This window comes from Priestia sp. HNGD-A6, assembly GCF_045784335.1.
In the GTDB taxonomy this organism is placed as follows: domain Bacteria; phylum Bacillota; class Bacilli; order Bacillales; family Bacillaceae_H; genus Priestia; species Priestia zanthoxyli.
This window is the reverse complement of the sequence record NZ_CP138621.1, coordinates 1,886,883-1,907,479: the sequence shown is the minus strand read 5'-3', so window position 1 is coordinate 1,907,479 and position 20,597 is coordinate 1,886,883. Positions and strand designations below refer to the sequence as shown.

Here is a 20,597-nt window from a genome sequence, read left to right as displayed (position 1 = left end):
ATGTCTTTAGATAATCATCAATTAGCAAAGGCTGTTTTGGAGATGCTTGGGGGAGCATCCAATATTGAAGCGTATACGCATTGCATGACGCGGCTGCGTGTGACTATAAAAGATGATTCAATTGTTAAAAAGGCAGATATACGAAAACTTGAAGGCGTGCTCGGATTAGTGGAAGAAGAAACGCTGCAAATCATTATTGGGCCGGGCAAAGTGAACAAAGTAACAGAAGAATTTGGAAAGTTAATTGATGAATCCGGCGGTATTAACTTAGAAGATCGTGCAGCACAGCGGAAATCGGAGCTGAAAGAAAAAAATGCAACTCCGTTTAAGCTGTTGCTTCGCCGAATTGCAAGTATTTTTATTCCGTTGATACCTGCTCTTGTAGCATCTGGACTTATTACCGGAGTGACAAAAGCAGCTGTGCAGGCGAAGTGGCTTCCGGCAGATTCACAGATTGCTATTCTTTTAACCGTTATCGGAAGCGGTTTATTTGCCTATCTGGGTATTTTAGTAGGTATTAATGCAGCAAAAGAATTTGGTGGTTCGCCAGCTCTAGGAGGCTTAGCGGGCATTTTAGTCATTAATCCTGCCGTAGCTGATATTAAACTTTTTGGTGAAGCACTTTTGCCGGGGCGTGGGGGCTTAATAGGAGTGCTGCTTGCAGCAATCTTTATGGCCGTGTTAGAAAAACGAGTACGTAAATTTGTCCCACAGTCACTGGATATTATTATTACACCAACCGTTACGGTGTTAATTACAGGAATTATTACGTATGTGGTATTCATGCCAATTGGCGGCTTCATTTCAGATGGAATCACAAAAGGTCTTTTAGGAGTTTTAGAGGTTGGAGGAGTTGTAGCAGGCTTTGTTTTAGGGGCAACGTTTTTGCCGCTCGTTATTACAGGACTGCATCAAGGTCTTACTCCGGTCCATTTAGAGCTTATTAATTCGATTGGAGATGATCCGCTTCTTCCTATACTAGCAATGGGCGGAGCCGGTCAGGTTGGTGCAGCTTTTGCTATTTATATCAAAACAAAGAAAAAACGCTTAAAGCGAGCAATTGGAGGCGCACTTCCTTCAGGGCTGCTGGGAATCGGAGAGCCGCTTATTTTTGGAGTCACACTTCCTTTAGGGCGTCCATTTTTAACCGCTTGTCTTGGAGCTGGAATCGGCGGAGCGTTTCAGGCGCACTTCCATATTGCAACTGTAGCAGTGGGAGTATCGGGTTTGCCGCTTACGTTTTTAGTTCATGCGCATCAAATTCTTCTTTATTTACTTGGATTAGTTATTGCTTACGCAGCAGGTTTTATTTGTACCTATTTCTTTGGATTTAACGACGAAATGGCGAGGGAGTTTGAATGATTGGCATTTCATTTTATTTGAACGATAGAGATGCCAAACAAAGATTAGTAGAAGCGAGTGAATGCGGCGTTACACGCGCATTCACTTCACTTCACATTCCAGAGGAAAAAGGAGATTTGGCTGAACGGGCAAAAGAATTGCTTCATGTGGCTAGAGATTGTGGAATAAGCGTGTATGCAGATGTATCTAAGCATACACCGGTTCATTTAGGTATCGAAAGCCTTATGACTCTATCTTCACTTGGCGTATCAGGTATTAGACTAGACGATGGCTTTAGCGTAGAAGAAACGATTTTACTTGCGGATGAGTTTTATATTGCCCTTAATGCAAGTACAGTGTCAAAACTAGAAATAGAAGCGCTATTATCTGCAGGTCTTCATCATCATCAGCTGCTTGCTTGGCATAATTTTTATCCGCGGCCTGAAACAGGGCTTGAAGAAACGTTTTTTCAACAGCAGACAGATTTATTTAATGAACTTCGTATTCCAGTTTGTGCTTATATTCCTGGAGAAGGCGAAAAGAGAGGACCTATTTATCAAGGACTTCCTACTAGAGAAAAAGACCGTAATAAATGTCCTTTTACCTCTGCAGTAGATTTATACGGATGCGGAGTAACGGAGGTTTATATTGGAGATCCATACGCCAGTTCAAATTTATTAAAACGTTTAGTTCAATATCAAGAAAACCGCATTATTCCGCTACGCATTCGTTCACCTCATATACAGGGAACGTACAGCGTGCGTCCGGATGTATCAAGAGACGTTCTGCGATTGGTTGATACACGATCTGTAAAACCAGTGCTGCCATTTCATACAGTAGAACGCAGAATCGGAGCAATTACAATGGACAATGATGGCTACGGACGTTACAGAGGAGAGGTTCAAATAGCTAAAAGGAATTTGTCTGCAAATGCTAATGTGAATGTGATTGGGTATGTAATAGAAGAAGATCACGAGCTGCTTTCATTAGTGAGACCGGGGCAAAAGCTTGAGCTTATTACTGTCTGAAGGAAAAAACGGTGTATTTTTAAAGAAGCCAATAGCTAACTAGTAATGTCACAAAAACAAAGAGCACACACTGCATGAAAAAGGTGTGTGCTTTTTCTTTTACTACTAAAAAGGAAACTATTTTCATTACCATATCATGAACCTTTCTATTGAATAAAACGCTTTACTATGATAAAACTATTACAGGTAAACATATGATAATAGATTAATTTCATAGAGATACAACACCACTAGGGGTGCTTTCGAAGCTGAGAGAGACGATAAGTCTTAACCCTTATAACCTGAACTAGGTAATACTAGCGTAGGAAAGAGGTATTGTAATGGATGTTTTGTATGGGATTTCCTTACGAACTCGTTATAATAATTTTGTGTACATAAACAAAAACACTTCTTTCCTGCGAAAGAAGTGTTTTTTTATGCGTAAAGGAAGGTGTCATACATGAAAGAAACAATTGATTTGCTTGTCAAACAGGTAGAGGAGCGCAAAGGAGAGTTAATCCAGTTATTAACAACGCTTGTTTCGTATAAAACGCCAGCGCCTCCTGCACGAAATTCTCATGAAGCGCAGCTGTACGTAGCGGATTTTCTTAAAAACTGCGGTTTTTCCATTGATATGTGGGACTTATATTCTAACGACCCTATCGTAGTGGGAACGTTAAAAGGACAAAAATCGGCTGGCTATCAAAGCTTGATTATTAACGGCCATATGGATGTTGCTGAGGTACAAGAAAATGAAAATTGGGAAACCAATCCGTTTGAAGCTGTTGTGAAAGACAATATGATAATTGGACGCGGAGTTGCTGATATGAAAGGCGGTTTGGCGGGAGCATTATTTGCAGTTCAGCTTTTAACAGAAGCAGGAATCGAGCTGCCAGGAGACTTGATTTTTGAATCCGTTGTAGGAGAAGAAGTAGGAGAGGCAGGTACGCTGCAATGCTGTCAGAAAGGGTATACAGCTGATTTTGCGCTTGTAGTCGATACAAGTGATTTACATATTCAAGGTCAAGGCGGAGTGATCACGGGATGGATTACGATAAAAAGCAGTAAAACCTATCATGACGGTACACGCCGAAGTATGATTCATGCTGGAGGAGGCCTGTTAGCCGCAAGCGCTATTGAAAAGATGGCAAAAGTGATCGGAGGGCTACAAGAATTGGAGCGTCACTGGGCTGTTACAAAGAGCTATCCAGGATTTTTGCCAGGGACAAATACGATTAATCCAGCAGTAATCGAAGGCGGAAGACATGCTGCTTTTATTGCAGATGAATGCAGGCTGTGGATCACCGTTCACTATTATCCTAATGAATCGTACGACCAAGTATCAAAAGAAGTGGAAGAATATATTATAGCTATTGCAAAAGCAGATCCATGGTTAAAAGATAATCTGCCAACCTTTGAATGGGGAGGCACATCAATGATTGAAGACAGAGGAGAAATCTTTCCGTCATTAGAAATTGATGAAAATCATGCAGGAGTGCAGCTGCTTGCAAATACTCATGAACAAATGGAAGGGAAAAAGCCTCCAATTGATGTGTCAACTAGCGTAACAGACGGGGGATGGCTAGCTGATGCGGGAATTCCCGCCGCTATTTACGGTCCGGGAAATTTAGCAAATGCACATGCTGTGAACGAACAATTAGATATTAATCAGCTTGTTCAATATACAAAAGTGATAGTGCAGTTCATTTATACGTGGCTGCATACGCATAAGGAGTGATCATCATGAAATTTAGTGAACGATTATACGAAAAGCTGCAGCCTATTTGGCGTCAAAATCATAATCATCCCTTCGTACAGGGGATGGGAGATGGAACGCTTGAAAAGGAGAAGTTTCGCTTCTACATGATTCAAGATTACCTTTACCTAATTGATTATGCCAAATTATTTGCGATTGGAGCCATGAAAGCTACCGATCTTCAAACGATGGGGAAATTTGCAGCCCTTTTAGACTCTACATTAAACGAAGAAATGAGTCTGCACCGTGAGTATGCCAAGAGATTTGAAATCAGCGAAAAAGAATTAGAAAAAGCGCAGCCATCTCCTACAACGCTTGCATACACGCACTATATGCTGCACGTTGGTCAAAGTGGAACATTAGCTGAATTAGTAGCCGCTCTTTTGCCTTGTATGTGGAGCTACTGGGAAATAGGAAAAGAACTTAGTGAAAAGCCTGGAGCTAACAATGAGTTTTACCGTGAGTGGATTGAAATGTACAGCTCAGAAGAATTTGGAGAACTGGCGACATGGTGTATCAATTTATTTGACTCACTTACTGAAGATAAATCAGAAGTGGAATTAGAAAAGCTTGAAGAAATTTTCTTGAATACGACGCGTTTTGAGTATATGTTCTGGGATATGGCTTATAACGAAGCGATGTGGCCAATTCATGAATAGGTCTGTGTTATCTTTTCAAAACGTCAGTTTTACGTACAAGAACGGTGATCAAGCGATTTTAAAATCATTAAACTTAGACGTGAAAGAAGGCGAGTTTGTCAGTATCGTTGGAGCGAGCGGCTCTGGGAAAAGTACGTTGTTTCGTCTTATTACAGGTCTTGAACAGCAGAGTGAAGGCGATATCGTGATTAACGGAAAGTCTTATGAAAAGCGACTAGGAAAAGTAGGCTATATGCCGCAGCAAGATTTGCTGCTTCCGTGGCGTACGATTCTAGACAATGCAGCACTGCCTCTTGAGCTTCACAATGTATCAAAAGCAAGTGCTCATAAGCAAGTGTCTCAGCTGCTTGAAGAGTTTGGCCTAAAAGGGTATGAAAACCGTTTTCCAAGTGATTTATCCGGAGGGATGAAGCAGCGCGTTTCTTTTCTTCGGACGGTATTAAGCGGTTCTAACGTGCTGCTTTTAGATGAGCCTTTTAGTGCACTTGATGCAATCACACGTTTATCGATGCAGGAATGGCTGCTTGACCAATGGCAAAAGCGTAAGCATAGCATCTTATTTATCACTCATGACGTCAATGAAGCGCTTTTTTTATCAGATCGCATTTTTATCTTTTCAGACAAGCCAGTAAGTTGTCTTGAAGAAATTCAAGTGCCGCTTAGCAGACCTCGAACGCAAAAAGATCTGAATCAACAGCGAGTGCTTGATGTGAAAGATTATTTAATTGAACAGCTAAGATCGAAGGTGAATACATGAAAAAGTACGGGGCTTCAGTGATTTTAGTAGTCATTTTGCTGGCTGCTTGGGAAATTGGAGCACGCATTGTAAACTATCCGTTTATTTTACCAACGCCCAGCGGTATTTTAACGAAGCTTTGGGAGCTGCGAATGGATTTATTGTTTAAGCATTTACCAGCTACGTTATCTATTGTCGTAATTGGGCTTGTAATATCCGTTGTGCTAGGGGTTCTGCTGGCTGTGTGGATGAATTGGAGTCCGCTTATTGAGCGTGCTTTTTATCCGCTTATTATTGCGTCACAAATGATTCCGACCATTGCCATTGCTCCTGTATTTGTGCTGTGGTTTGGCTACTCCATTTGGAGCAAAGTGATTGTGACCGTATTAATTACGTTTTTTCCCATTACCGTTAGCACATTTGACGGGCTTCGTTCTACAAACAAAGAGTTAAAAGAACTCATGTTAACGATGGGAGCAACAAAAAAAGATATTTTCTTTAAGTTGAACATTCCTTCTGCACTGCCTCATTTTTATTCGGGACTCAAAGTAGCGGTTACCTTTAGTATAATAGGTGCTGCCATTGGGGAATGGTTGGGTGCGCAAGCAGGCTTAGGATATTTCAGTCGTCGCATGATGACACAGTTTGATGCAGCTGGTGTATTTGCACCAATTGTGATTTTATCCGCGCTCGGTATTTTATTTTTTATTATTGTAGTAGGTTTCGAAAAACGTTCATTAAAGTGGAGGAAAACAGAATGAAAAAATGGTTTGCGATTAGCTTAAGCCTGCTGCTTGTTTTGATGCTCGCTGCTTGCGGTCAGGACAAGGAAAATAAAGCTGGTGACAGTAAAAAATTAAAAGACGTTACAATTATGCTTGATTGGTATCCAAATGCAGTGCACAGCTTCATTTACGCTGCACAAGAAAAAGGATATTTCAAAAAAGAAGGGCTGAATGTAAAAGTACAATTTCCTGCTAATCCAACAGACTCGCTTAATTTAGCAGCTGCAGGGAAAGTCACGCTCGGCCTTTACTATCAGCCTGATGTAGCAATGGCACGAGCAAATGAAGATGTGCCGGTAAAGTCGGTAGGAGCGATTGTAAGATCTCCGCTAAACCGGGTTGTGGCATTGAAAGATAGCGGTATTAAGCGTCCTAAAGATTTAGAAGGAAAAGTAGTAGGATACAGCGGAACACCATTAAGTGAATCTGTTCTAAAGAAAATGGTGAAAAGCGATGGAGGAGATCCGAATAAAGTAAAACTAGTAGACGTAGGGTTTGAGTTAAATTCATCGCTGATTAGCAAAAAAGTAGATGCTGTAATAGGTGCGTATATTAACCACGAAGTACCATTGCTTCACAAAAAAGGATACAAAACGGTTGACATTGATCCGTCAGATTACGGCGTGCCATCTTATTACGAGCTAGTGGCCGTTACAGGGGATCAAACGTGGGCAAAAGATTCTGATACGATTAAAGCGTTTTGGCGTGCCGCGACAAAAGGGTATGAATACACGGAGAAACATCCAAAAGAATCACTTCAAATTTTGTTAGATAATCAAGATAAATCAAACTTTCCGCTCGAAAAAGATGTGGAAACAAAAAGTTTGAATATCTTACTTCCAAAAATGAAGTCTGAACAAGGATTCGGCAGTCAAACGAAAGAATCATGGCAATCAAACGTTGACTGGTTAAAAGAGTCAGGGTTAATTAAGAAAAAGCCAAATGTAGATGAGATGTTTGAGAATATTGGGGAATCTCAGTAAATAATTTAAGACGAATTTAAAAAAACCTCCTTATACTGAACGTAACTTTCTGAAAGAGAAAGTGAAAAGGTCAAGGAGGTTTTTTTATGGCTTTTACGATAGTAGATAAGGAAACATGTATTGCTTGCGGAGCATGTGGAGGGAGTGCGCCAGATCTTTATGATTATGATTCAGAAGGTCTTGCTTATGCCGTATTAGATAACAACGAAGGAACAAAAGAAGTTCCTGAACATCAGCAAGATGAGATGATGGAAGCGTACGAAGGGTGTCCAACAGACTCGATTAAAGTTGCAGAGCAGCCGTTTTATGGAGATGCAGCAAAATTCGAATAGGGCTTTTGAAAAAATAAATAATGATAAAGTACATTTAGTTATCTGATAAGTGAATATTTGGTTATATAGAAAGTTCCAAAACAAAAAAGGTCTTGCCTAGGCAAGACCTTTTTCTACTCTAAATTTGCATGCTTTCCGTACATCGTATGAGTATCAAGTTCTTTCTTCTCCATGAAGCGAAGAATCAGCGCATCGTAAAAAAGAAGAAGCGTTTGTTCAAACAGTGACGCCATAGGCTGTACGGTTTGATAACTGCTTTGTTCTTGATCCTTCGGAGCGCCGGGCAGCTTCACGATGAAGTCAGCCAGCTTGCCAAGCGTGGAATCGGGGGAAATCGTGACTACTCCAACTTTTCCTCCAAGTTCTTTTGCTTTTTGAGCAATAGGAATCAAGCTCTTCGTTTCGCCAGAACCTGATCCGATGATTAATAAATCATCCTGCGTGAAAGTGGACGTCACGGTTTCTCCAATGACATAAGCATCAATGCCCATATGCATCATACGCATAGCAAACGACTTGCCCATAAGACCTGAACGGCCTGCTCCTGTGACAAACACTTTTTTAGATGAGATGATGCCATTTACAAGCTGTTCAGCTTCATCGTCAGCGATTAGAGCTGTTGTTTGTAAAAGCTCATTCATAACCGTTTTTAAATGTTCGCTCGTATGCATAGAAAGCTCCTTAATTTGTAATAAGCTCTTTCATTTGAGAAGCAACTGATTTTTTATCATCTTGGCTCGTGATGCCTCCGCCAACGATAACAAGATCAGGCTGTGCTTTTACTACTTCAGGTAAAGATTCTAATTTAATGCCGCCAGCAACGGCTGTTTTTGCATTTTTTACAACGCTTTTGATTGTTACTAAATCTTCAAAAGAGTTTTGACCAACTGCTTGAAGATCGTATCCTGTGTGTACGCAGATATAGTCAACGCCAAATTCGTCTAGCTCTTTTGCGCGTCCTTTAATATCTTTTACACCAATCATATCGACTAGAATTTTTTTACCTTGTTTTTTCGCTTCTTCAACTGCACCTTTAATTGACATATCTTCAGCCACACCTAAGATGGTAATGATGTCTGCTCCAGCTTGAGAAGCTTGCTGTACTTCATAACCAGCTGCATCCATAATTTTTAGGTCAGCTAATACTTTTAAATTAGGAAATGCTTCTTTAATTTCTTTAACGGCGCGAAGCCCTTCATTGATTACAACAGGTGTACCGATTTCCACGATATCAATATGTTCTTCAACTTCTTTTACTACCTCTTTTGCTTGAGAAATATTAACAAGATCTAATGCTAATTGTAATTCCATTCTACTCCACTCCTTACAGAAATCTATAGATACCTTTTGTGCCTTTTTACATAAAAAGCAGCTGGTGTAGTTATTGTACCCGCAGTTTGAGGTTCTTAAAAGTACGCACTTTTCCCACAAATAGTGTGGGGAATGATAGTATACAGAAGTATACTAATGGACATATCAGTCTTGTAACCGCTTAATTTTCATTAAAAATGCGGATGATATTGAGTAATATCATCCGCATAAAAAAATAAAAACTATGGAATAGAAGGATTCGTTTCCATCATTTAATTAACGTTTCTGCCTTCTGTTCTTGATTGACCAGCACTGTATCACGGTAATTTTTACCCCAATCGTACATGGCTGTTAAAATAGGCATTAAACTTTCTCCTTCTTTTGTAAGTGAGTATTCGACTTTAGGTGGTACGACAGGATAAACTTTACGGTTAACAATTAGATCTTCTTCCAGTTCCCGCAGCTGGTTAACCAGCATGCGCGGCGTAATATCAGGAATAAGCGATTTTAGTTCCCCGAACCGTTTTGTTCCTTCACGTCCTAAGTGCCATAGTATCAGCATCTTCCATTTTCCGCCGATAATAGCAAGCGTTAATTCTTTTTCACAGTTAAATTCCTTATTAAGCTGGCTCAATTGTTTCACCCCTATGACCAATAGTATAAAATTTCTTTTACAGTACTTCTTATTATACCGGTGCTGACAATCCTTTTACAAAAATCCGGCTTGTATCTTTCCATTAAAAAATTTAGCTTTTTTTACTATATAGTTATTCTTGACTAGTGAGATATAAAAGGTGGCCTTTAGTCATGTTTTTTATTTTTAACGAATTCAATTGTTTAAATATAAAAAAAGATGGGAAATCACTCAATAACGATGCTAAAGGAGGCAGTAAAAATGGAAAGAAACCGATCTGAATTACAAAACCCTGCTTTAAGCAACAGCGCAGGCATCAACAACGATGTAGGAATTAATAACAATCCACAGACAGCTAATAGCACTGCAGCTGTTAGCACCACGGGGAAAAGCTACAGCAGCAAGCTAGTAAAAGGTGTTGTTGTCGGGGCAGTTGTAGGTGGATGTATAACATTACTTGATAATAAAACTCGCTCATCTGTTAAAAGAAGAGCCGTTACATTAAAGGACTCTTCTGCAAACATGATTAATCAAGTAAAAGAGAACCCTCAAGAAACAAAAGAAAAAATGGTGCAGCAAATGAAAAATGCATCGAATCTTTTAAAAGATGCAATTAATGATGCCAAACATTTGTACGAGCGTGTAAATGAAGATTTCTTTAAGCAAGCAGAAGATGTGAAAAGCGTTACGCATGATGCAAAATCAACGGTAGAAGATGCTAAAAGTGATTTACAGCAAATTGGTGAAAAAGTGAAAGATGCAACTTCTGAAATAAGTAAGGAAAAGATGACGCCGGACGAAAAACCAGAATCTGAGCGTGAAAGAACATATCAGTCTATTCACTAAGAAGGAGATGTTAACTGTGAGTCAAATGAATGAAGGAACTACAAAAGACATGAATAAAATTGAAGAAACGGTAGATAATTTAGGGACGGAGAAAAAAGAAGCAATTTTGCAGAATTTTGATACGTTTACTGATTATTTAACTCAAAAAGTTCATGTCGGTAAAAAGCTCGGGTTAAATGAGGAACAATTAGCAGCTGCTACAAAAAAAGTGGCTAGCTATTTAGCCAAAAATGAGGAGCCTCGAAACCGAGAAGAAAAAGTCCTTCATGAGTTATGGAAAGTCAGCAGTGAAGAGGAAAAGGAAGTCCTTTCTCATCTCATTTTAAAACTAGTTGCGTAACATTAAAAAAGCATCCCGTCTATCAGGATGCTTTTTTAATGTATTAAGATGATTGATTTTGAGCCTCTTGAATCGTTTTATCCCAGTCAATACCGCAATCATCCGTTGCACAAGAAGATTGCTGTGCGCAGCTTGCACATTTTCCCTGAGTACTCTTGCGGAAGAATTTTGTCATATGATAAAGGGCATACCCAAAAATCAAAACCCCAATTAAAATGTTAATAATCAATGTTATTCACTCCTTTTAAGAAAAACCAAGTACTTTTCCAATAGTGTGTACAAGCAAAGCTACGAGATAAGCGACAACCAAAGGGTAGGCCACAGCAAATGCTGTCCATTTTAATGAGCCGGTTTCTCGTCGAATAACAGCGACGGTTGCTAGACACGGAACGTAAAGAAGAACAAACACCATAAACGTATAGGCTGTTAGCGGTGTAAAGAATGTCTTCATTGTGTCGCCAAGCTGTCCTTCTTGTACTTTATAAATGATGCTCATAGTTGAAACAACCACTTCTTTCGCTAGGAAGCCTGTAATCAGTGATGCTACAGCTTGCCATGTCGCAAAGCCTAAAGGGATAAATAGAGGAGCGATAGCACCTCCAATAATAGCCATAAAGCTATTTTCCATATCTACTCCAAAACCGCCAGGGCCAGCGTAAGATGATAGCCAGATAAATACAGAGCCAGCTAAAATAACCGTACCTGCTTTTCGGACGAAATTTCGGCCTTTTTCCCACGTGCTTCTCCAAAGAGTCTTGGCTTGAGGTACGCGGTAAGGAGGAAGTTCAACAATAAAAGTTGATTGTTCGTCTTTAAGAAGCGTTACTGATAAAATTTTCGTTACAACAAGTGCTAAAATAATGCCAAGCAAGTACATAGAAAACACCACAGCTGCTCCGTTTTGCACAAAAAACGCACCTACAAACAAAGCGTATACAGGAAGACGTGCTGAGCAGCTCATAAATGGATTGACTAAAATGGTCATAAGGCGCTCTTTTCGCTGTTCAATTGTACGCGCGGCCATAATCCCCGGTACGTTACATCCAAAGCTAATAATCATCGGAATAAATGCTTTTCCGTTCAAACCGAAAAATTCCATTATACGATCCATTACTACAGCAATTCGAGCCATGTATCCTGAATCTTCAAGCAGTGAAATGAAAAAGAACAGGACAAAAATTTGTGGTACAAATACTAGTACGCCGCCTACTCCTGCAATAATGCCATCCACAATTAAATCATGAATAAATGGAGCGGCACCAGCTGCATTTAAAAGAGAATCAGCGCCTTCACTAAGTGTTCCGCCAAAGAAGCCGTCCAGTTTATCAGAAAGCGGAACGCCAATCCACGTAAACGTAATATTAAAAATCAAATACATTAAGCCAAGAAAAATAGGGAGACCAAGCCACTTATGCGTCACAATTCGATCGATTCGATCCGTGAAGGTTAAAGGTGTTTCGCTGCCCTTTATGATACACTCGCTCGAAATGCGTTCAATAAATGCTGTACGCACGTCGAAGAAATGCTCGCTAAGCGGCTTGTTTATTTTTTGTGCAGCGGCTTTTCGAAGCTCAAGCAGCTCTGAGTAACTCGCTTTTTCTTTTAATGTTGATTCGATTACGCTATTTTCCGCTAAGAATTGAATGGCAATCCATCTGCTGACGTCCGCTTTTGTTTGAATCATATGAATTGCTTGTTCAGCGGTTTCCCCATAATTTAATTGAAATGAAGGGGCTTTTAAATCTTGCTTCAAAGTGGTGAGAAGCTCATTAATTCCTTTTCCATTACGGGCAACAATCGCTGAAACCGGAATATGTAATGATTTGCTAAGCTTCTCCAAATTAAAAGTCAGTCCGCGTTTTTCCGCTACATCAATCATATTTAAGCCGATTACTAATGGCTTTCCATATTCCAATGCTTGAATAGTGAGATGCATGCTTCTTTCAAACTGAGAAGCGTCTACAATATTCAGCATACTGTTAAATTCTCCGGTTAACAAAAAGTTAGTTACCACTGCTTCATCTGAAGAAAGAGGAGTAAAGTCATACACACCCGGCAAATCAACCAGCTGGCTGTTTTGCTTCTTAATAGATCCAACTTTCTTTTCAACGGTTACACCGCTCCAGTTTCCTACGTATTCATAGGAATCTGTTAATATATTGAATAAAGAAGTTTTTCCTGTGTTTGGATTTCCTAAAAGTGCAATTGTACTCATGCTGTTTCAACCTCAATTTTGGCCGCATCGCGTTTTCGGATGCTAATCATTTGACCTTGACATTCAATAATACAAGGTCCTCCTAAGATGGTTTTTTGCTTCATGCACAGTTCGCAGCCTTTTTTTACTCCAAAAGAAAGAAGGCGGCGTTCTAATGATCTATCTAAAAATTCAATGTTTTTAACTTTTACTTTGTCGCCAATACTCACGGTAGTTAAATTCATCATTCAGCACTCCTGTTAATGATAATCATTTTCAATTTGTATCTATCTCGATTATACATAAGGTTCTAAAATCAATCAATGCTTCTAGAGCGTTACAATTAAAAATATATATTTATAACTATATTTTTCAGGTGAAATTATGTACGATTTTAGCAGTAAATTGTCAGGAGGGATGTGAGTGGAGGTAATCATTCGCAAAATGAGAAAAGAAGATATTACGTCTGTTCAATACGTCGCAAAGATGAGTTGGTATGATACATATGAAGGAATTATTCCTAGAAGCGTTCAGAATCGGTTTCTTTCAGAAGCATACTCCAATAAAAGGCTGCTGTGGCGCTTGCGTAATTCGTTCATTTATGTAGCAACTATTGATGAGAAAATCGTAGGATACGCTAACTTTTTCCGACTACAAAACAGAGGGGAAATAGAACTAGGATCTATCTATATACTGCCTGCTTATCAAGGAAAAGGAATCGGTTCGCAATTGTTAGAAAAAGGAATGAAGCGCTCGAAGGAATTAAAAATCGTTTACATTAACGTAGAAAGGGAAAACGGAATAGGCCGTGCATTTTATCAATCAAAAGGTTTCCAGCTTGTGGATGAATTTGATGATGAATTTGACGGGCATTTACTAAGAACGATGCGAATGAAACTCATGATTTAAGCCTGATATTTAGTGTGAACGTTATCTTAAAAAGCTGATTTTAAACTTTCTGCTAAAATCAGCTTTTAATTACAGAATAACGATTGACCTTATTCTTGTGAATATGGTAACATTAATCAGAACTTCATGACCGAAAATGTTTTTCGGTCAAACAGTCAGGCGGAAGTAAGGATTATTGGAGGCTAAAAAACATGAATATGATTAAAGGAGAATGGAAAAAAATCTTTTCCAAACCAATGACTATTGTTGTGATTTGCGGATTGTTATTTGTTCCATTACTTTATAATGTCATCTTTTTATCTGCTTACTGGGATCCATATGGAAAAACAGATCAAATTCCAGTTGCAGTGGTAAATGAAGATAAAGGTGCTACATTAGATGGAAAGAAATTGAATGTCGGTCGTGATTTTGTTGATGATTTAAAGAAAAACGATAAATTTGACTGGAAATTTACGAACAAAGAAAAAGCGTTAGAAGGCTTAAAGAACGAAGACTACTATCTAGTTTTAGAAATTCCAAAGAATTTCTCTAAAAATGCAACAACATTAATGGATGAGAATCCTAAAAAAATGAAATTTATCTACCATACAAATGCCGGAAAGAACTATTCAGGCGCTCAAATTAGCTCAAATGCAGTAGCTAAAATCAATGATCAGATTAAAGAAGCAGTCACAAAGCAGTATGCTGAAACGGTATTTGACAGCTTTAAGCAAGTAGCGGACGGTCTTCAAAAAGCAAGTGACGGTGCAGGAGAGCTAGAAGATGGCTCGAAAACGCTGCGAGATAACATGAAGAAACTAGCAGACAGCACGGTTACGTTTGAAGACGGTACAGCTAAATTGGCAAATGGATTAGCAGATGCACGAAAAGGAGCAACTGATCTAAATGCCGGTGCAGCTAAGCTACTAAACGGTGCGGACACAATTAATGAAAACTTAGGCAGCCTAAACAGCGGTTTAGGGAAGCTAGAAAGTGGAAGCGGACAGCTTTATGCGGCTTCTAAAGAACTTGAAACAGGTGCAGGAAAGCTTAGCACTGGGTTGGGGAAACTACAAGACGGAACTGAAAAACTGCAAGGTGGGACCAAAAAACTCCAAGATGCTACAAAGCAACTTAATGAAGGGACAAAAACACTTCAAGGGAAACTACCGCAGTTCACAAGCGGCTTAAATCAAGTAGATGCTGAAGTGAGCAATGTTACGCAGCAAATTAATCAAGCGGAACAGGAAATCACTCAGATTAAACAGCAGGTAGACTCAAAAAAAGCGGAGTTTGAACAACAGCAGCAAGCTCTCATTGACAGCATTAACAGCAACGAATCTATTCCCGATGAGCAAAAACAAACGCTGATTGCAGGAATTAAAAAGCTGACGTCTCAGCAGTTTATGGATGAACAGCAGCAAAAAGCAGAGCAGCTAAAAGCAAAAGTAGATAAAGTGCAAGAGTTATCAGCAGCGCTTCAAAAGCTGTCTAAAGGCGGAGAAGATATTCAAAGCGCCATTAATAAAATTGCTGACGGTCAAAATCAGTTGTACAATGGTCAAACTCAGTTATACAACGCACAGACTCAGTTATACAATGGTCAAACTCAATTATATAACGGTGCTGTTAAACTAGCAGACGGTGAAAAGCAGTTCAACAGCAAATTTGCAGAGCTAAACAGCGGTATAGCTGACGCTCATACAGGAGCTGGAAAGCTTGCTGACGGGCAGCAGCAACTTGTGGATGGACTTAAGAAGTCTGAACAAGGAAGCGCAGCGCTAGCAAATGGTTTAACGCAGCTAGAAAACGGGGCAACCAAATTAGCAAATGGTTCTAAAGAGTTAACAAATGGTTCATCCAAACTATATGACGGTTCATCTAAATTATCAGATGGAACAAGCGAGCTTCATTCTTCTTTAGCAGATGGTGCAAAAGATGCAAAAGATGTTAAAGCGGATGATAAAACATACAGCATGTTTTCAAATCCAACGGATTTAAAATCAGATAAACAAAACAACGTAGATAAGTACGGTGTCGGATTAGCTCCATACATCTTATGTATTGGCTTGTTTGCGGGAACATTAATGTTTTCAGCGGTGTACCCAATGAAAGAGCCATCAATTCGACCGACATCAGGTATTTCGTGGTTCTTAAGTAAGTTTAGTGTCATCACTATTGTAGGTATGCTGCAAGCAGCGATTGCTGTTACAGCTCTTCTTTGGGGCTTGCATTTAAACGTAACAAGCATTTGGCACTTCTATATCTTTACGATGATTACAGGTGTAACGTTCTTTACACTGATCTTGTTCTTAACAACAGGGTTAGGAAAAGTAGGGCAGTATTTAGCCTTTATTATTCTGCTGCTTCAAATTGGCGGCAGTGCAGGTACATTCCCTAAAGCACTTGTGCCGGAATTCTTCCAGGCAATCAATCCATACTTGCCTATGACCTATGCAATTCGCGGTTTCCGTGAAATTATTTCAATTGGTGATGATTTCGGCTATGTATGGCATCAGGCTGGCGTACTTGGAATCTTTGCAGCAATCTTCATCACTCTTTCATTGATAATGTTTTATATCAATGCCAGAAAAGAGAAGCATCACACAGAGGAAGAGGCAGCAGCCTAATTTAACTAATAGAAAAAGAGAGTTCCAGTTTAAAAAGGAACTCTCTTTTTCTTTATGTTAGTATAGGTTTACGTGAGAAAGAGGGGAATGTGAATGCATGCAGCTTACAAAATTTGCGGTGTATGAAAGTGATCGTGTGAAAAAGTGGCAGGAAGGGCTGAAAGAATGGGACGGTTCAATATCGGAACGGATGATAAATGACAAAGCTGAAGATGAATTTTGGCAGAAATATCTAGAAAAAATGTCTTTTGTTTCAGAAAACGATCCTGTAGTGAAACAGCTTCAGCAAGAACTTCTTGCTTTTTTGAATCCAAGTGACTCTGTCATGGAAATTGGCCCTGGCTGGGGAAGTTATACGTTTTCAATTGCGGATTATGTAAAAGAACTTACGTGTATGGATTGTTCGCCAAGCATCATCGGCTACTTACAAAAACAATCAAATGCCCGCTCTAATCTAAAGTTCATAGAAGGTAAATGGGAGCATGAGCGTCTAACAGATAACTATGACGTGGTAGTAGGAATAAACTGTTTTTACCGTATGCATAACATTGTCGATGGTCTCTTAAATATGAATGATTCGGCTAATCGTTTGGCGGTTATTGGCATGTCAGCGGGTCCAGAAAAGCCTCATTACGTAGAGTTACATAGAAAACTTGGGTACGAGATTAAATGGCGTCGTAAGGAATATATTGACTTACTAAATATTTTATATGAACTGGGCATTTACGCAGATTGTAAGCTGGTTCCTATAACCAAAACGATAACCTATGAGACGTACGAAGATCTCATCAAGAAGAACTCGACCAAGGTACTTTCTAAAGATATTGACAAATTAGAAACTGAGAAGATTATTTTACAGCATGTAAAGAAAATAAATGACACATATGAATATACGTATCAATATCATATGGCTTTTATTTATTGGAAACCGATAAAAAGAACCCGTTGATTTTTATTCAACGGGTTCTTTTTAGTAGTGATAAAGCTGTAATTTAGAATAAATAATATTAAAATCGTCGCCGCTTAGAAGAACTTTCAATTCCAGCTTCTTCACGGTATTTAGCTACTGTTCTCCTTGAAATTTGAATTCCTTCGCTGGAAAGAAGAGACATAAGCTTTTGGTCTGAAAGAGGTTTTAATTTATTTTCTTCGGCAATTAATGTTTTAATTTTCTCTTTTATAAAGGCGGTAGAATTGCTTTGTTCGCCGTCGGTTCTCTCTAAAGAATTAGTGAAAAAGTATTTTAGCTCAAACAGTCCGCGCGGCGTTTGAATATACTTTCCGTTCGTCGCACGGCTTACCGTTGATTCATGACAGTCTACTTTTTGAGCAATATCTTTTAAGGTAAGCGGCTTTAGCCCCGAAATACCCATTTCAAAAAAATCTTGCTGATGTTCCACAATGGCTTTAGACACGTTGTAAATCGTCACATTACGCTGCTCAATACTATTAATTAGCCAAGTAGCTTCATGGATTTTTTCCTGTACGTATCGATCGGTTGTTACGCATGCAGAGCGATGAACCAGTTTTTGGTAGGTGCTGTTAATCTCGATGGGCGGAAGCAGCTCGCTATGAAGAATAACATGATAGCGGCCGTCTATTTTTTGTACCGTTACATCAGGCGAAATGTACTTCGTAAGCGGAACATAGAAATCTCCTGCTGGACGAGGATTCAATGTCCGCAAGCAGTCAACAATTTCTTGTACTTCGCGCATTGAAATAGAGTATTTTTTTGAAATGTTCCGATATTTTTTGTTAGCAATATCTTCAATATCGTGTTTCACCACATCGTATAAAAGAGGAGGCTTTGACTTTTTGGCCTTAATTTGAATAAGCAGTGAATCGACAAAGTTTTGAGCGCCCACTCCGATTGGATCAAAGCTTTGTAAAACGTGAATCATATCGTTGACTTCGTCAATTGAAACGTTAAGCAGTTCGGCTGCCAATTTTGGTTCAATTGCTAAAAAGCCGTTTTTATTTAAGTTTCCAATTAGAAATTGAACGATGTGTTTTTGCTGTGAGTGTAAATGATTTAGCATAGACAGCTGCTCTAATAAATGGCTCTCTAATGTCACAGTTTGATCGGATATATAATTAAACGGATTATACTCGTCATCGGTGTGACCTTTTGAATATGAACGCTGTTCTCGAGTATTAAATGAATTTTTTTGCTGAGAATCGCCAGCAGACAGTTTAATTACAGGATTTTCATTGACTTGCTCATGAAGATAATGAACTAAATCGGCCGTAGAATAATTTAAAATGTTGATAGACTGACGTAATTCAGGTGTCATGGCCAATTTTAATAGTTGTTTTTGAGATAAATCTAAACCTAATTGCATCATTGAATCACCTATCATTCTTGAGTTTTATTTCGACAATTCTGGCTGCATCGTTCGACATCATCATATATGAAAATGCGAAAGAATTCTATAGTGTTGTCAGATGTTCTTACACAAGGGCGACTCATAAGAAAGAGTAGGGAAATAGATAAAACAACCGAATAGCTCTTCCCAGCAGCTATTCGGTTATTTTAACAAAGCTGCTAGGAGAACTTAGCTGCAATTTGGGGTGTTTCCCATTCTTCTATCTCCCCATGCGCACATCATATTTAAAATTTCTCGTAAGGTTTCGCCTTCTTCACTGAGTGAGTACTCTACTTTAGGAGGAACTTCATTGTATACTTTTCTATTAACTACACCGTCTTTTTCTAATTCTTTTAGCTGTTGAGACAGCATTTTTTTAGTAATAGCAGGCATAGCTCGCTGAAGTTCGCTAAAACGTTTTTCGCCTTCTTTTAAGAGGCATAAAATAACGACTTTCCATTTCCCGCCGATTACTTCAAGTGTTGCTTCAACAGGTACATTATAGTGGGGTGCTTTCACCGCTAATCCTCCATTCATAAACAGATATGAAATATGGATATAATAATTTAATATCCATAGACCTAGGTTACCGGGAAGGTACCTGGTTACATGAAAGTGCCGTCTTTTGTAAACAACATGTATTTATTATACTGAAAAAGAACTTTTAATTGAAGGAAGAAATGTAAAAGGGGAGATCTTGATGAAAGCTTTACTGCTAGAAGGCAAAGGGAAAGTAAGTGAGATGAAAGTCGGAAATATCCAAAAGCCGCATCCAGCTAAAGGTGAAATTTTAGTTAAAATTAAAGCTACTGCCTTGAACCCTGTAGATTATAAAACAGGAAACGGCGGTAATCCCAGTTGGACATACCCTCACGTATTAGGACTTGATTCAGCTGGCGTTGTCGAGGAAGTGGGAGAAGAAGTCACAACTGTCAAAATCGGAGACCGCGTTGTATATCATAGCGATTTATCAAAAAAAGGCGGGTTTGCACAGTATGGAGTGACAACAGCTCATACGGTTTCCCTTATTCCACAAGGAGTTTCATTTGAAGACGCTGCAGCTATTCCATGTGCGGGGTATACAGCATATCAAGCATTGTTTCACAAAATGAACGCTTCAAAAGGACAAACGATTTTAATTCACGCAGGTGCTGGAGGGGTTGGAGGGTTTGCCATTCAGCTTGCTAAAAATGCAGGTCTTACAGTGCTTACAACCGCATCTTCTGCCAATCATGAGTTTGTAAAAAGTTTAGGTGCTGACTATGCAATCGACTACCGTAAAGAAGATTTTGTGAAAAAAGTGCTGGAGCTTACCGATGGACTCGGTGTAAATTTAGTCTTGGATACCGTTGGACGAGACAATGCAGACGAGTCGGTAAAGGCTCTTGCTTTTAATGGTCAAATTGCATTTATCGCAGGACCTCCTAATGTAAATGATGCGATTTCGTTTGCGCATCCACTATCGTTTCATCAAGTTGCATTAGGAAGCGTACATCAGTCTAACAACGTAAAAGAACAGCAAAAACTTGCGGAGATGGGAAATAAAATGCTTTTGCTTTTACAAGAAAATAAGCTGAATGCTCTTGTGGAAAAAGTCATTTCACTAGACGAAGTGCCGGCAGCTTTAGATGAACTGGCGACTCGTCGAGTAAAAGGGAAAATTGTAGCTGTGATAGATAAATGATAGAGCGAAAAAGAGCTTGAGACAAAAGTATTTTAGTTGAAGTAAAAAACGAACTATTGATCAATAGTTCGTTTTCTCGTCTTTAGATTGGATTGGGTTAAGTTA

At 39.2% G+C, this 20,597-nt stretch carries 22 protein-coding genes and 1 riboswitch; of the genes, 14 read left to right on the top strand and 8 right to left on the bottom strand.

Annotated features, from left to right (window positions below; genetic code table 11):
- The 8 genes from SCI76_RS09600 (at position 1) to SCI76_RS09565 (ending at position 7,599) form a co-directional block, all read left to right on the top strand.
- Positions 1 to 1,362, top strand: coding sequence for a PTS transporter subunit EIIC (locus tag SCI76_RS09600; RefSeq protein WP_033578151.1), 1,362 nt, complete (start codon positions 1 to 3; stop codon positions 1,360 to 1,362).
- Complete coding sequence (locus SCI76_RS09595; protein ID WP_047751584.1) at positions 1,359 to 2,369, top strand: MupG family TIM beta-alpha barrel fold protein; 1,011 nt, start codon at positions 1,359 to 1,361, stop codon at positions 2,367 to 2,369. The genes SCI76_RS09600 and SCI76_RS09595 overlap by 4 nt, the downstream gene beginning before the upstream one ends.
- 222 nt (positions 2,370 to 2,591) lie before the next feature.
- Positions 2,592 to 2,694, top strand: a riboswitch (TPP riboswitch).
- A gap of 114 nt (positions 2,695 to 2,808) precedes the next feature.
- Entirely contained in the window at positions 2,809 to 4,086 is a 1,278-nt protein-coding gene (locus SCI76_RS09590; RefSeq protein WP_168760380.1) for an acetylornithine deacetylase, read from the top strand.
- A gap of 5 nt (positions 4,087 to 4,091) precedes the next feature.
- Positions 4,092 to 4,763 carry a thiaminase II gene (tenA, locus tag SCI76_RS09585; protein ID WP_168760381.1) on the top strand — a complete coding sequence of 224 codons (672 nt, stop codon included), beginning with the start codon at positions 4,092 to 4,094 and terminating at the stop codon, positions 4,761 to 4,763.
- The gene (locus tag SCI76_RS09580; RefSeq protein ID WP_028412154.1) at positions 4,756 to 5,520 is read left to right on the top strand and encodes an ABC transporter ATP-binding protein; all 765 of its coding nucleotides are present in this window, start codon (positions 4,756 to 4,758) and stop codon (positions 5,518 to 5,520) included. Before tenA ends, SCI76_RS09580 begins: the two co-directional genes overlap by 8 nt.
- Positions 5,517 to 6,260, top strand: a complete 744-nt coding sequence (locus SCI76_RS09575) for an ABC transporter permease (RefSeq protein WP_028412155.1) — start codon at positions 5,517 to 5,519, stop codon at positions 6,258 to 6,260. Before SCI76_RS09580 ends, SCI76_RS09575 begins: the two co-directional genes overlap by 4 nt.
- Complete coding sequence (locus tag SCI76_RS09570) at positions 6,257 to 7,267, top strand: ABC transporter substrate-binding protein (protein ID WP_028412156.1); 1,011 nt, start codon at positions 6,257 to 6,259, stop codon at positions 7,265 to 7,267. The genes SCI76_RS09575 and SCI76_RS09570 overlap by 4 nt, the downstream gene beginning before the upstream one ends.
- A gap of 86 nt (positions 7,268 to 7,353) precedes the next feature.
- Positions 7,354 to 7,599 carry a ferredoxin gene (locus SCI76_RS09565; protein ID WP_168760382.1) on the top strand — a complete coding sequence of 82 codons (246 nt, stop codon included), beginning with the start codon at positions 7,354 to 7,356 and terminating at the stop codon, positions 7,597 to 7,599.
- 113 nt (positions 7,600 to 7,712) lie between these two features.
- Here SCI76_RS09565 and hxlB read toward each other — a convergent pair whose 3' ends face one another.
- From hxlB to SCI76_RS09550, 3 genes are all read right to left on the bottom strand, one after another.
- Positions 7,713 to 8,270, bottom strand: coding sequence for a 6-phospho-3-hexuloisomerase (hxlB, locus tag SCI76_RS09560; protein WP_048020097.1), 558 nt, complete (start codon positions 8,268 to 8,270; stop codon positions 7,713 to 7,715).
- 10 nt (positions 8,271 to 8,280) lie between these two features.
- Positions 8,281 to 8,910 carry a 3-hexulose-6-phosphate synthase gene (gene hxlA / locus SCI76_RS09555; protein ID WP_013055599.1) on the bottom strand — a complete coding sequence of 210 codons (630 nt, stop codon included), beginning with the start codon at positions 8,908 to 8,910 and terminating at the stop codon, positions 8,281 to 8,283.
- Between the two features lie 268 nt (positions 8,911 to 9,178).
- Positions 9,179 to 9,544, bottom strand: coding sequence for a helix-turn-helix domain-containing protein (locus tag SCI76_RS09550; RefSeq protein WP_028412158.1), 366 nt, complete (start codon positions 9,542 to 9,544; stop codon positions 9,179 to 9,181).
- 261 nt (positions 9,545 to 9,805) lie between these two features.
- Here SCI76_RS09550 and SCI76_RS09545 point away from each other — a divergent pair, with 261 nt between their 5' ends.
- Both SCI76_RS09545 and SCI76_RS09540 read left to right on the top strand, forming a co-directional pair.
- A complete protein-coding gene (locus tag SCI76_RS09545; RefSeq protein WP_033578155.1) occupies positions 9,806 to 10,390 on the top strand; it encodes a hypothetical protein in 585 nt (194 codons plus the stop codon).
- A gap of 16 nt (positions 10,391 to 10,406) precedes the next feature.
- Positions 10,407 to 10,730 (top strand): DUF3243 domain-containing protein, encoded by a 324-nt coding sequence (locus SCI76_RS09540; protein WP_013081917.1) that lies wholly within the window; start codon positions 10,407 to 10,409, stop codon positions 10,728 to 10,730.
- A gap of 43 nt (positions 10,731 to 10,773) precedes the next feature.
- On the opposite strand, the gene SCI76_RS09535 is transcribed toward SCI76_RS09540, so the two are convergent.
- The 3 genes from SCI76_RS09535 to SCI76_RS09525 are packed head-to-tail and all read right to left on the bottom strand — an operon-like array spanning position 10,774 to position 13,172.
- A complete protein-coding gene (locus tag SCI76_RS09535) occupies positions 10,774 to 10,959 on the bottom strand; it encodes a FeoB-associated Cys-rich membrane protein (protein ID WP_013081918.1) in 186 nt (61 codons plus the stop codon).
- Between the two features lie 15 nt (positions 10,960 to 10,974).
- Positions 10,975 to 12,945, bottom strand: coding sequence for a ferrous iron transport protein B (gene feoB / locus SCI76_RS09530; protein WP_168760383.1), 1,971 nt, complete (start codon positions 12,943 to 12,945; stop codon positions 10,975 to 10,977).
- Positions 12,942 to 13,172: a FeoA family protein gene (locus SCI76_RS09525; protein WP_013055605.1), complete on the bottom strand. Its 231-nt coding sequence runs from the start codon at positions 13,170 to 13,172 to the stop codon at positions 12,942 to 12,944. The genes feoB and SCI76_RS09525 overlap by 4 nt, the downstream gene beginning before the upstream one ends.
- Positions 13,173 to 13,347: 175 nt before the next feature.
- On the opposite strand from SCI76_RS09525, the gene SCI76_RS09520 reads away from it, so the two are divergent.
- The 3 genes from SCI76_RS09520 to SCI76_RS09510 all read left to right on the top strand — a co-directional run bounded on the left by SCI76_RS09520 (position 13,348) and on the right by SCI76_RS09510 (position 17,391).
- Entirely contained in the window at positions 13,348 to 13,833 is a 486-nt protein-coding gene (locus tag SCI76_RS09520; RefSeq protein ID WP_013081920.1) for a GNAT family N-acetyltransferase, read from the top strand.
- Between the two features lie 191 nt (positions 13,834 to 14,024).
- Positions 14,025 to 16,442, top strand: a complete 2,418-nt coding sequence (locus SCI76_RS09515; protein WP_034269637.1) for a YhgE/Pip domain-containing protein — start codon at positions 14,025 to 14,027, stop codon at positions 16,440 to 16,442.
- 97 nt (positions 16,443 to 16,539) lie between these two features.
- Positions 16,540 to 17,391, top strand: coding sequence for a class I SAM-dependent methyltransferase (locus tag SCI76_RS09510; RefSeq protein WP_407545167.1), 852 nt, complete (start codon positions 16,540 to 16,542; stop codon positions 17,389 to 17,391).
- Positions 17,392 to 17,449: 58 nt separating this feature from the next.
- Here SCI76_RS09510 and rpoN read toward each other — a convergent pair whose 3' ends face one another.
- Positions 17,450 to 18,787, bottom strand: a complete 1,338-nt coding sequence (gene rpoN, locus SCI76_RS09505; protein ID WP_231099253.1) for an RNA polymerase factor sigma-54 — start codon at positions 18,785 to 18,787, stop codon at positions 17,450 to 17,452.
- 210 nt (positions 18,788 to 18,997) lie between these two features.
- Positions 18,998 to 19,345, bottom strand: a complete 348-nt coding sequence (locus SCI76_RS09500) for a helix-turn-helix domain-containing protein (RefSeq protein ID WP_014461394.1) — start codon at positions 19,343 to 19,345, stop codon at positions 18,998 to 19,000.
- A 163-nt stretch (positions 19,346 to 19,508) separates the two neighbouring features.
- Here SCI76_RS09500 and SCI76_RS09495 point away from each other — a divergent pair, with 163 nt between their 5' ends.
- Complete coding sequence (locus tag SCI76_RS09495) at positions 19,509 to 20,492, top strand: zinc-binding dehydrogenase (protein WP_168760385.1); 984 nt, start codon at positions 19,509 to 19,511, stop codon at positions 20,490 to 20,492.
- Positions 20,493 to 20,597: the final 105 nt, after the last annotated feature.

Excerpts from the sequence above, each read along its gene's own strand:
- SCI76_RS09600 (WP_033578151.1), top strand. The coding sequence starts at position 1 with ATGTCTTTAGATAATCATCAATTAGCAAAGGCTGTTTTGGAGATGCTT.
- SCI76_RS09510 (WP_407545167.1), top strand. The coding sequence starts at position 16,540 with ATGCAGCTTACAAAATTTGCGGTGTATGAAAGTGATCGTGTGAAAAAG.
- SCI76_RS09570 (WP_028412156.1), top strand. The coding sequence starts at position 6,257 with ATGAAAAAATGGTTTGCGATTAGCTTAAGCCTGCTGCTTGTTTTGATG.
- SCI76_RS09495 (WP_168760385.1), top strand. The coding sequence starts at position 19,509 with ATGAAAGCTTTACTGCTAGAAGGCAAAGGGAAAGTAAGTGAGATGAAA.
- hxlB (WP_048020097.1), bottom strand. The coding sequence starts at position 8,270 with ATGCATACGAGCGAACATTTAAAAACGGTTATGAATGAGCTTTTACAA.
- SCI76_RS09500 (WP_014461394.1), bottom strand. The coding sequence starts at position 19,345 with ATGAATGGAGGATTAGCGGTGAAAGCACCCCACTATAATGTACCTGTT.
- SCI76_RS09545 (WP_033578155.1), top strand. The coding sequence starts at position 9,806 with ATGGAAAGAAACCGATCTGAATTACAAAACCCTGCTTTAAGCAACAGC.
- tenA (WP_168760381.1), top strand. The coding sequence starts at position 4,092 with ATGAAATTTAGTGAACGATTATACGAAAAGCTGCAGCCTATTTGGCGT.
- hxlA (WP_013055599.1), bottom strand. The coding sequence starts at position 8,910 with ATGGAATTACAATTAGCATTAGATCTTGTTAATATTTCTCAAGCAAAA.
- SCI76_RS09525 (WP_013055605.1), bottom strand. The coding sequence starts at position 13,172 with ATGATGAATTTAACTACCGTGAGTATTGGCGACAAAGTAAAAGTTAAA.
- SCI76_RS09575 (WP_028412155.1), top strand. The coding sequence starts at position 5,517 with ATGAAAAAGTACGGGGCTTCAGTGATTTTAGTAGTCATTTTGCTGGCT.
- SCI76_RS09590 (WP_168760380.1), top strand. The coding sequence starts at position 2,809 with ATGAAAGAAACAATTGATTTGCTTGTCAAACAGGTAGAGGAGCGCAAA.
- SCI76_RS09515 (WP_034269637.1), top strand. The coding sequence starts at position 14,025 with ATGAATATGATTAAAGGAGAATGGAAAAAAATCTTTTCCAAACCAATG.
- rpoN (WP_231099253.1), bottom strand. The coding sequence starts at position 18,787 with ATGATGCAATTAGGTTTAGATTTATCTCAAAAACAACTATTAAAATTG.
- feoB (WP_168760383.1), bottom strand. The coding sequence starts at position 12,945 with ATGAGTACAATTGCACTTTTAGGAAATCCAAACACAGGAAAAACTTCT.
- SCI76_RS09595 (WP_047751584.1), top strand. The coding sequence starts at position 1,359 with ATGATTGGCATTTCATTTTATTTGAACGATAGAGATGCCAAACAAAGA.
- SCI76_RS09565 (WP_168760382.1), top strand. The coding sequence starts at position 7,354 with ATGGCTTTTACGATAGTAGATAAGGAAACATGTATTGCTTGCGGAGCA.
- SCI76_RS09580 (WP_028412154.1), top strand. The coding sequence starts at position 4,756 with ATGAATAGGTCTGTGTTATCTTTTCAAAACGTCAGTTTTACGTACAAG.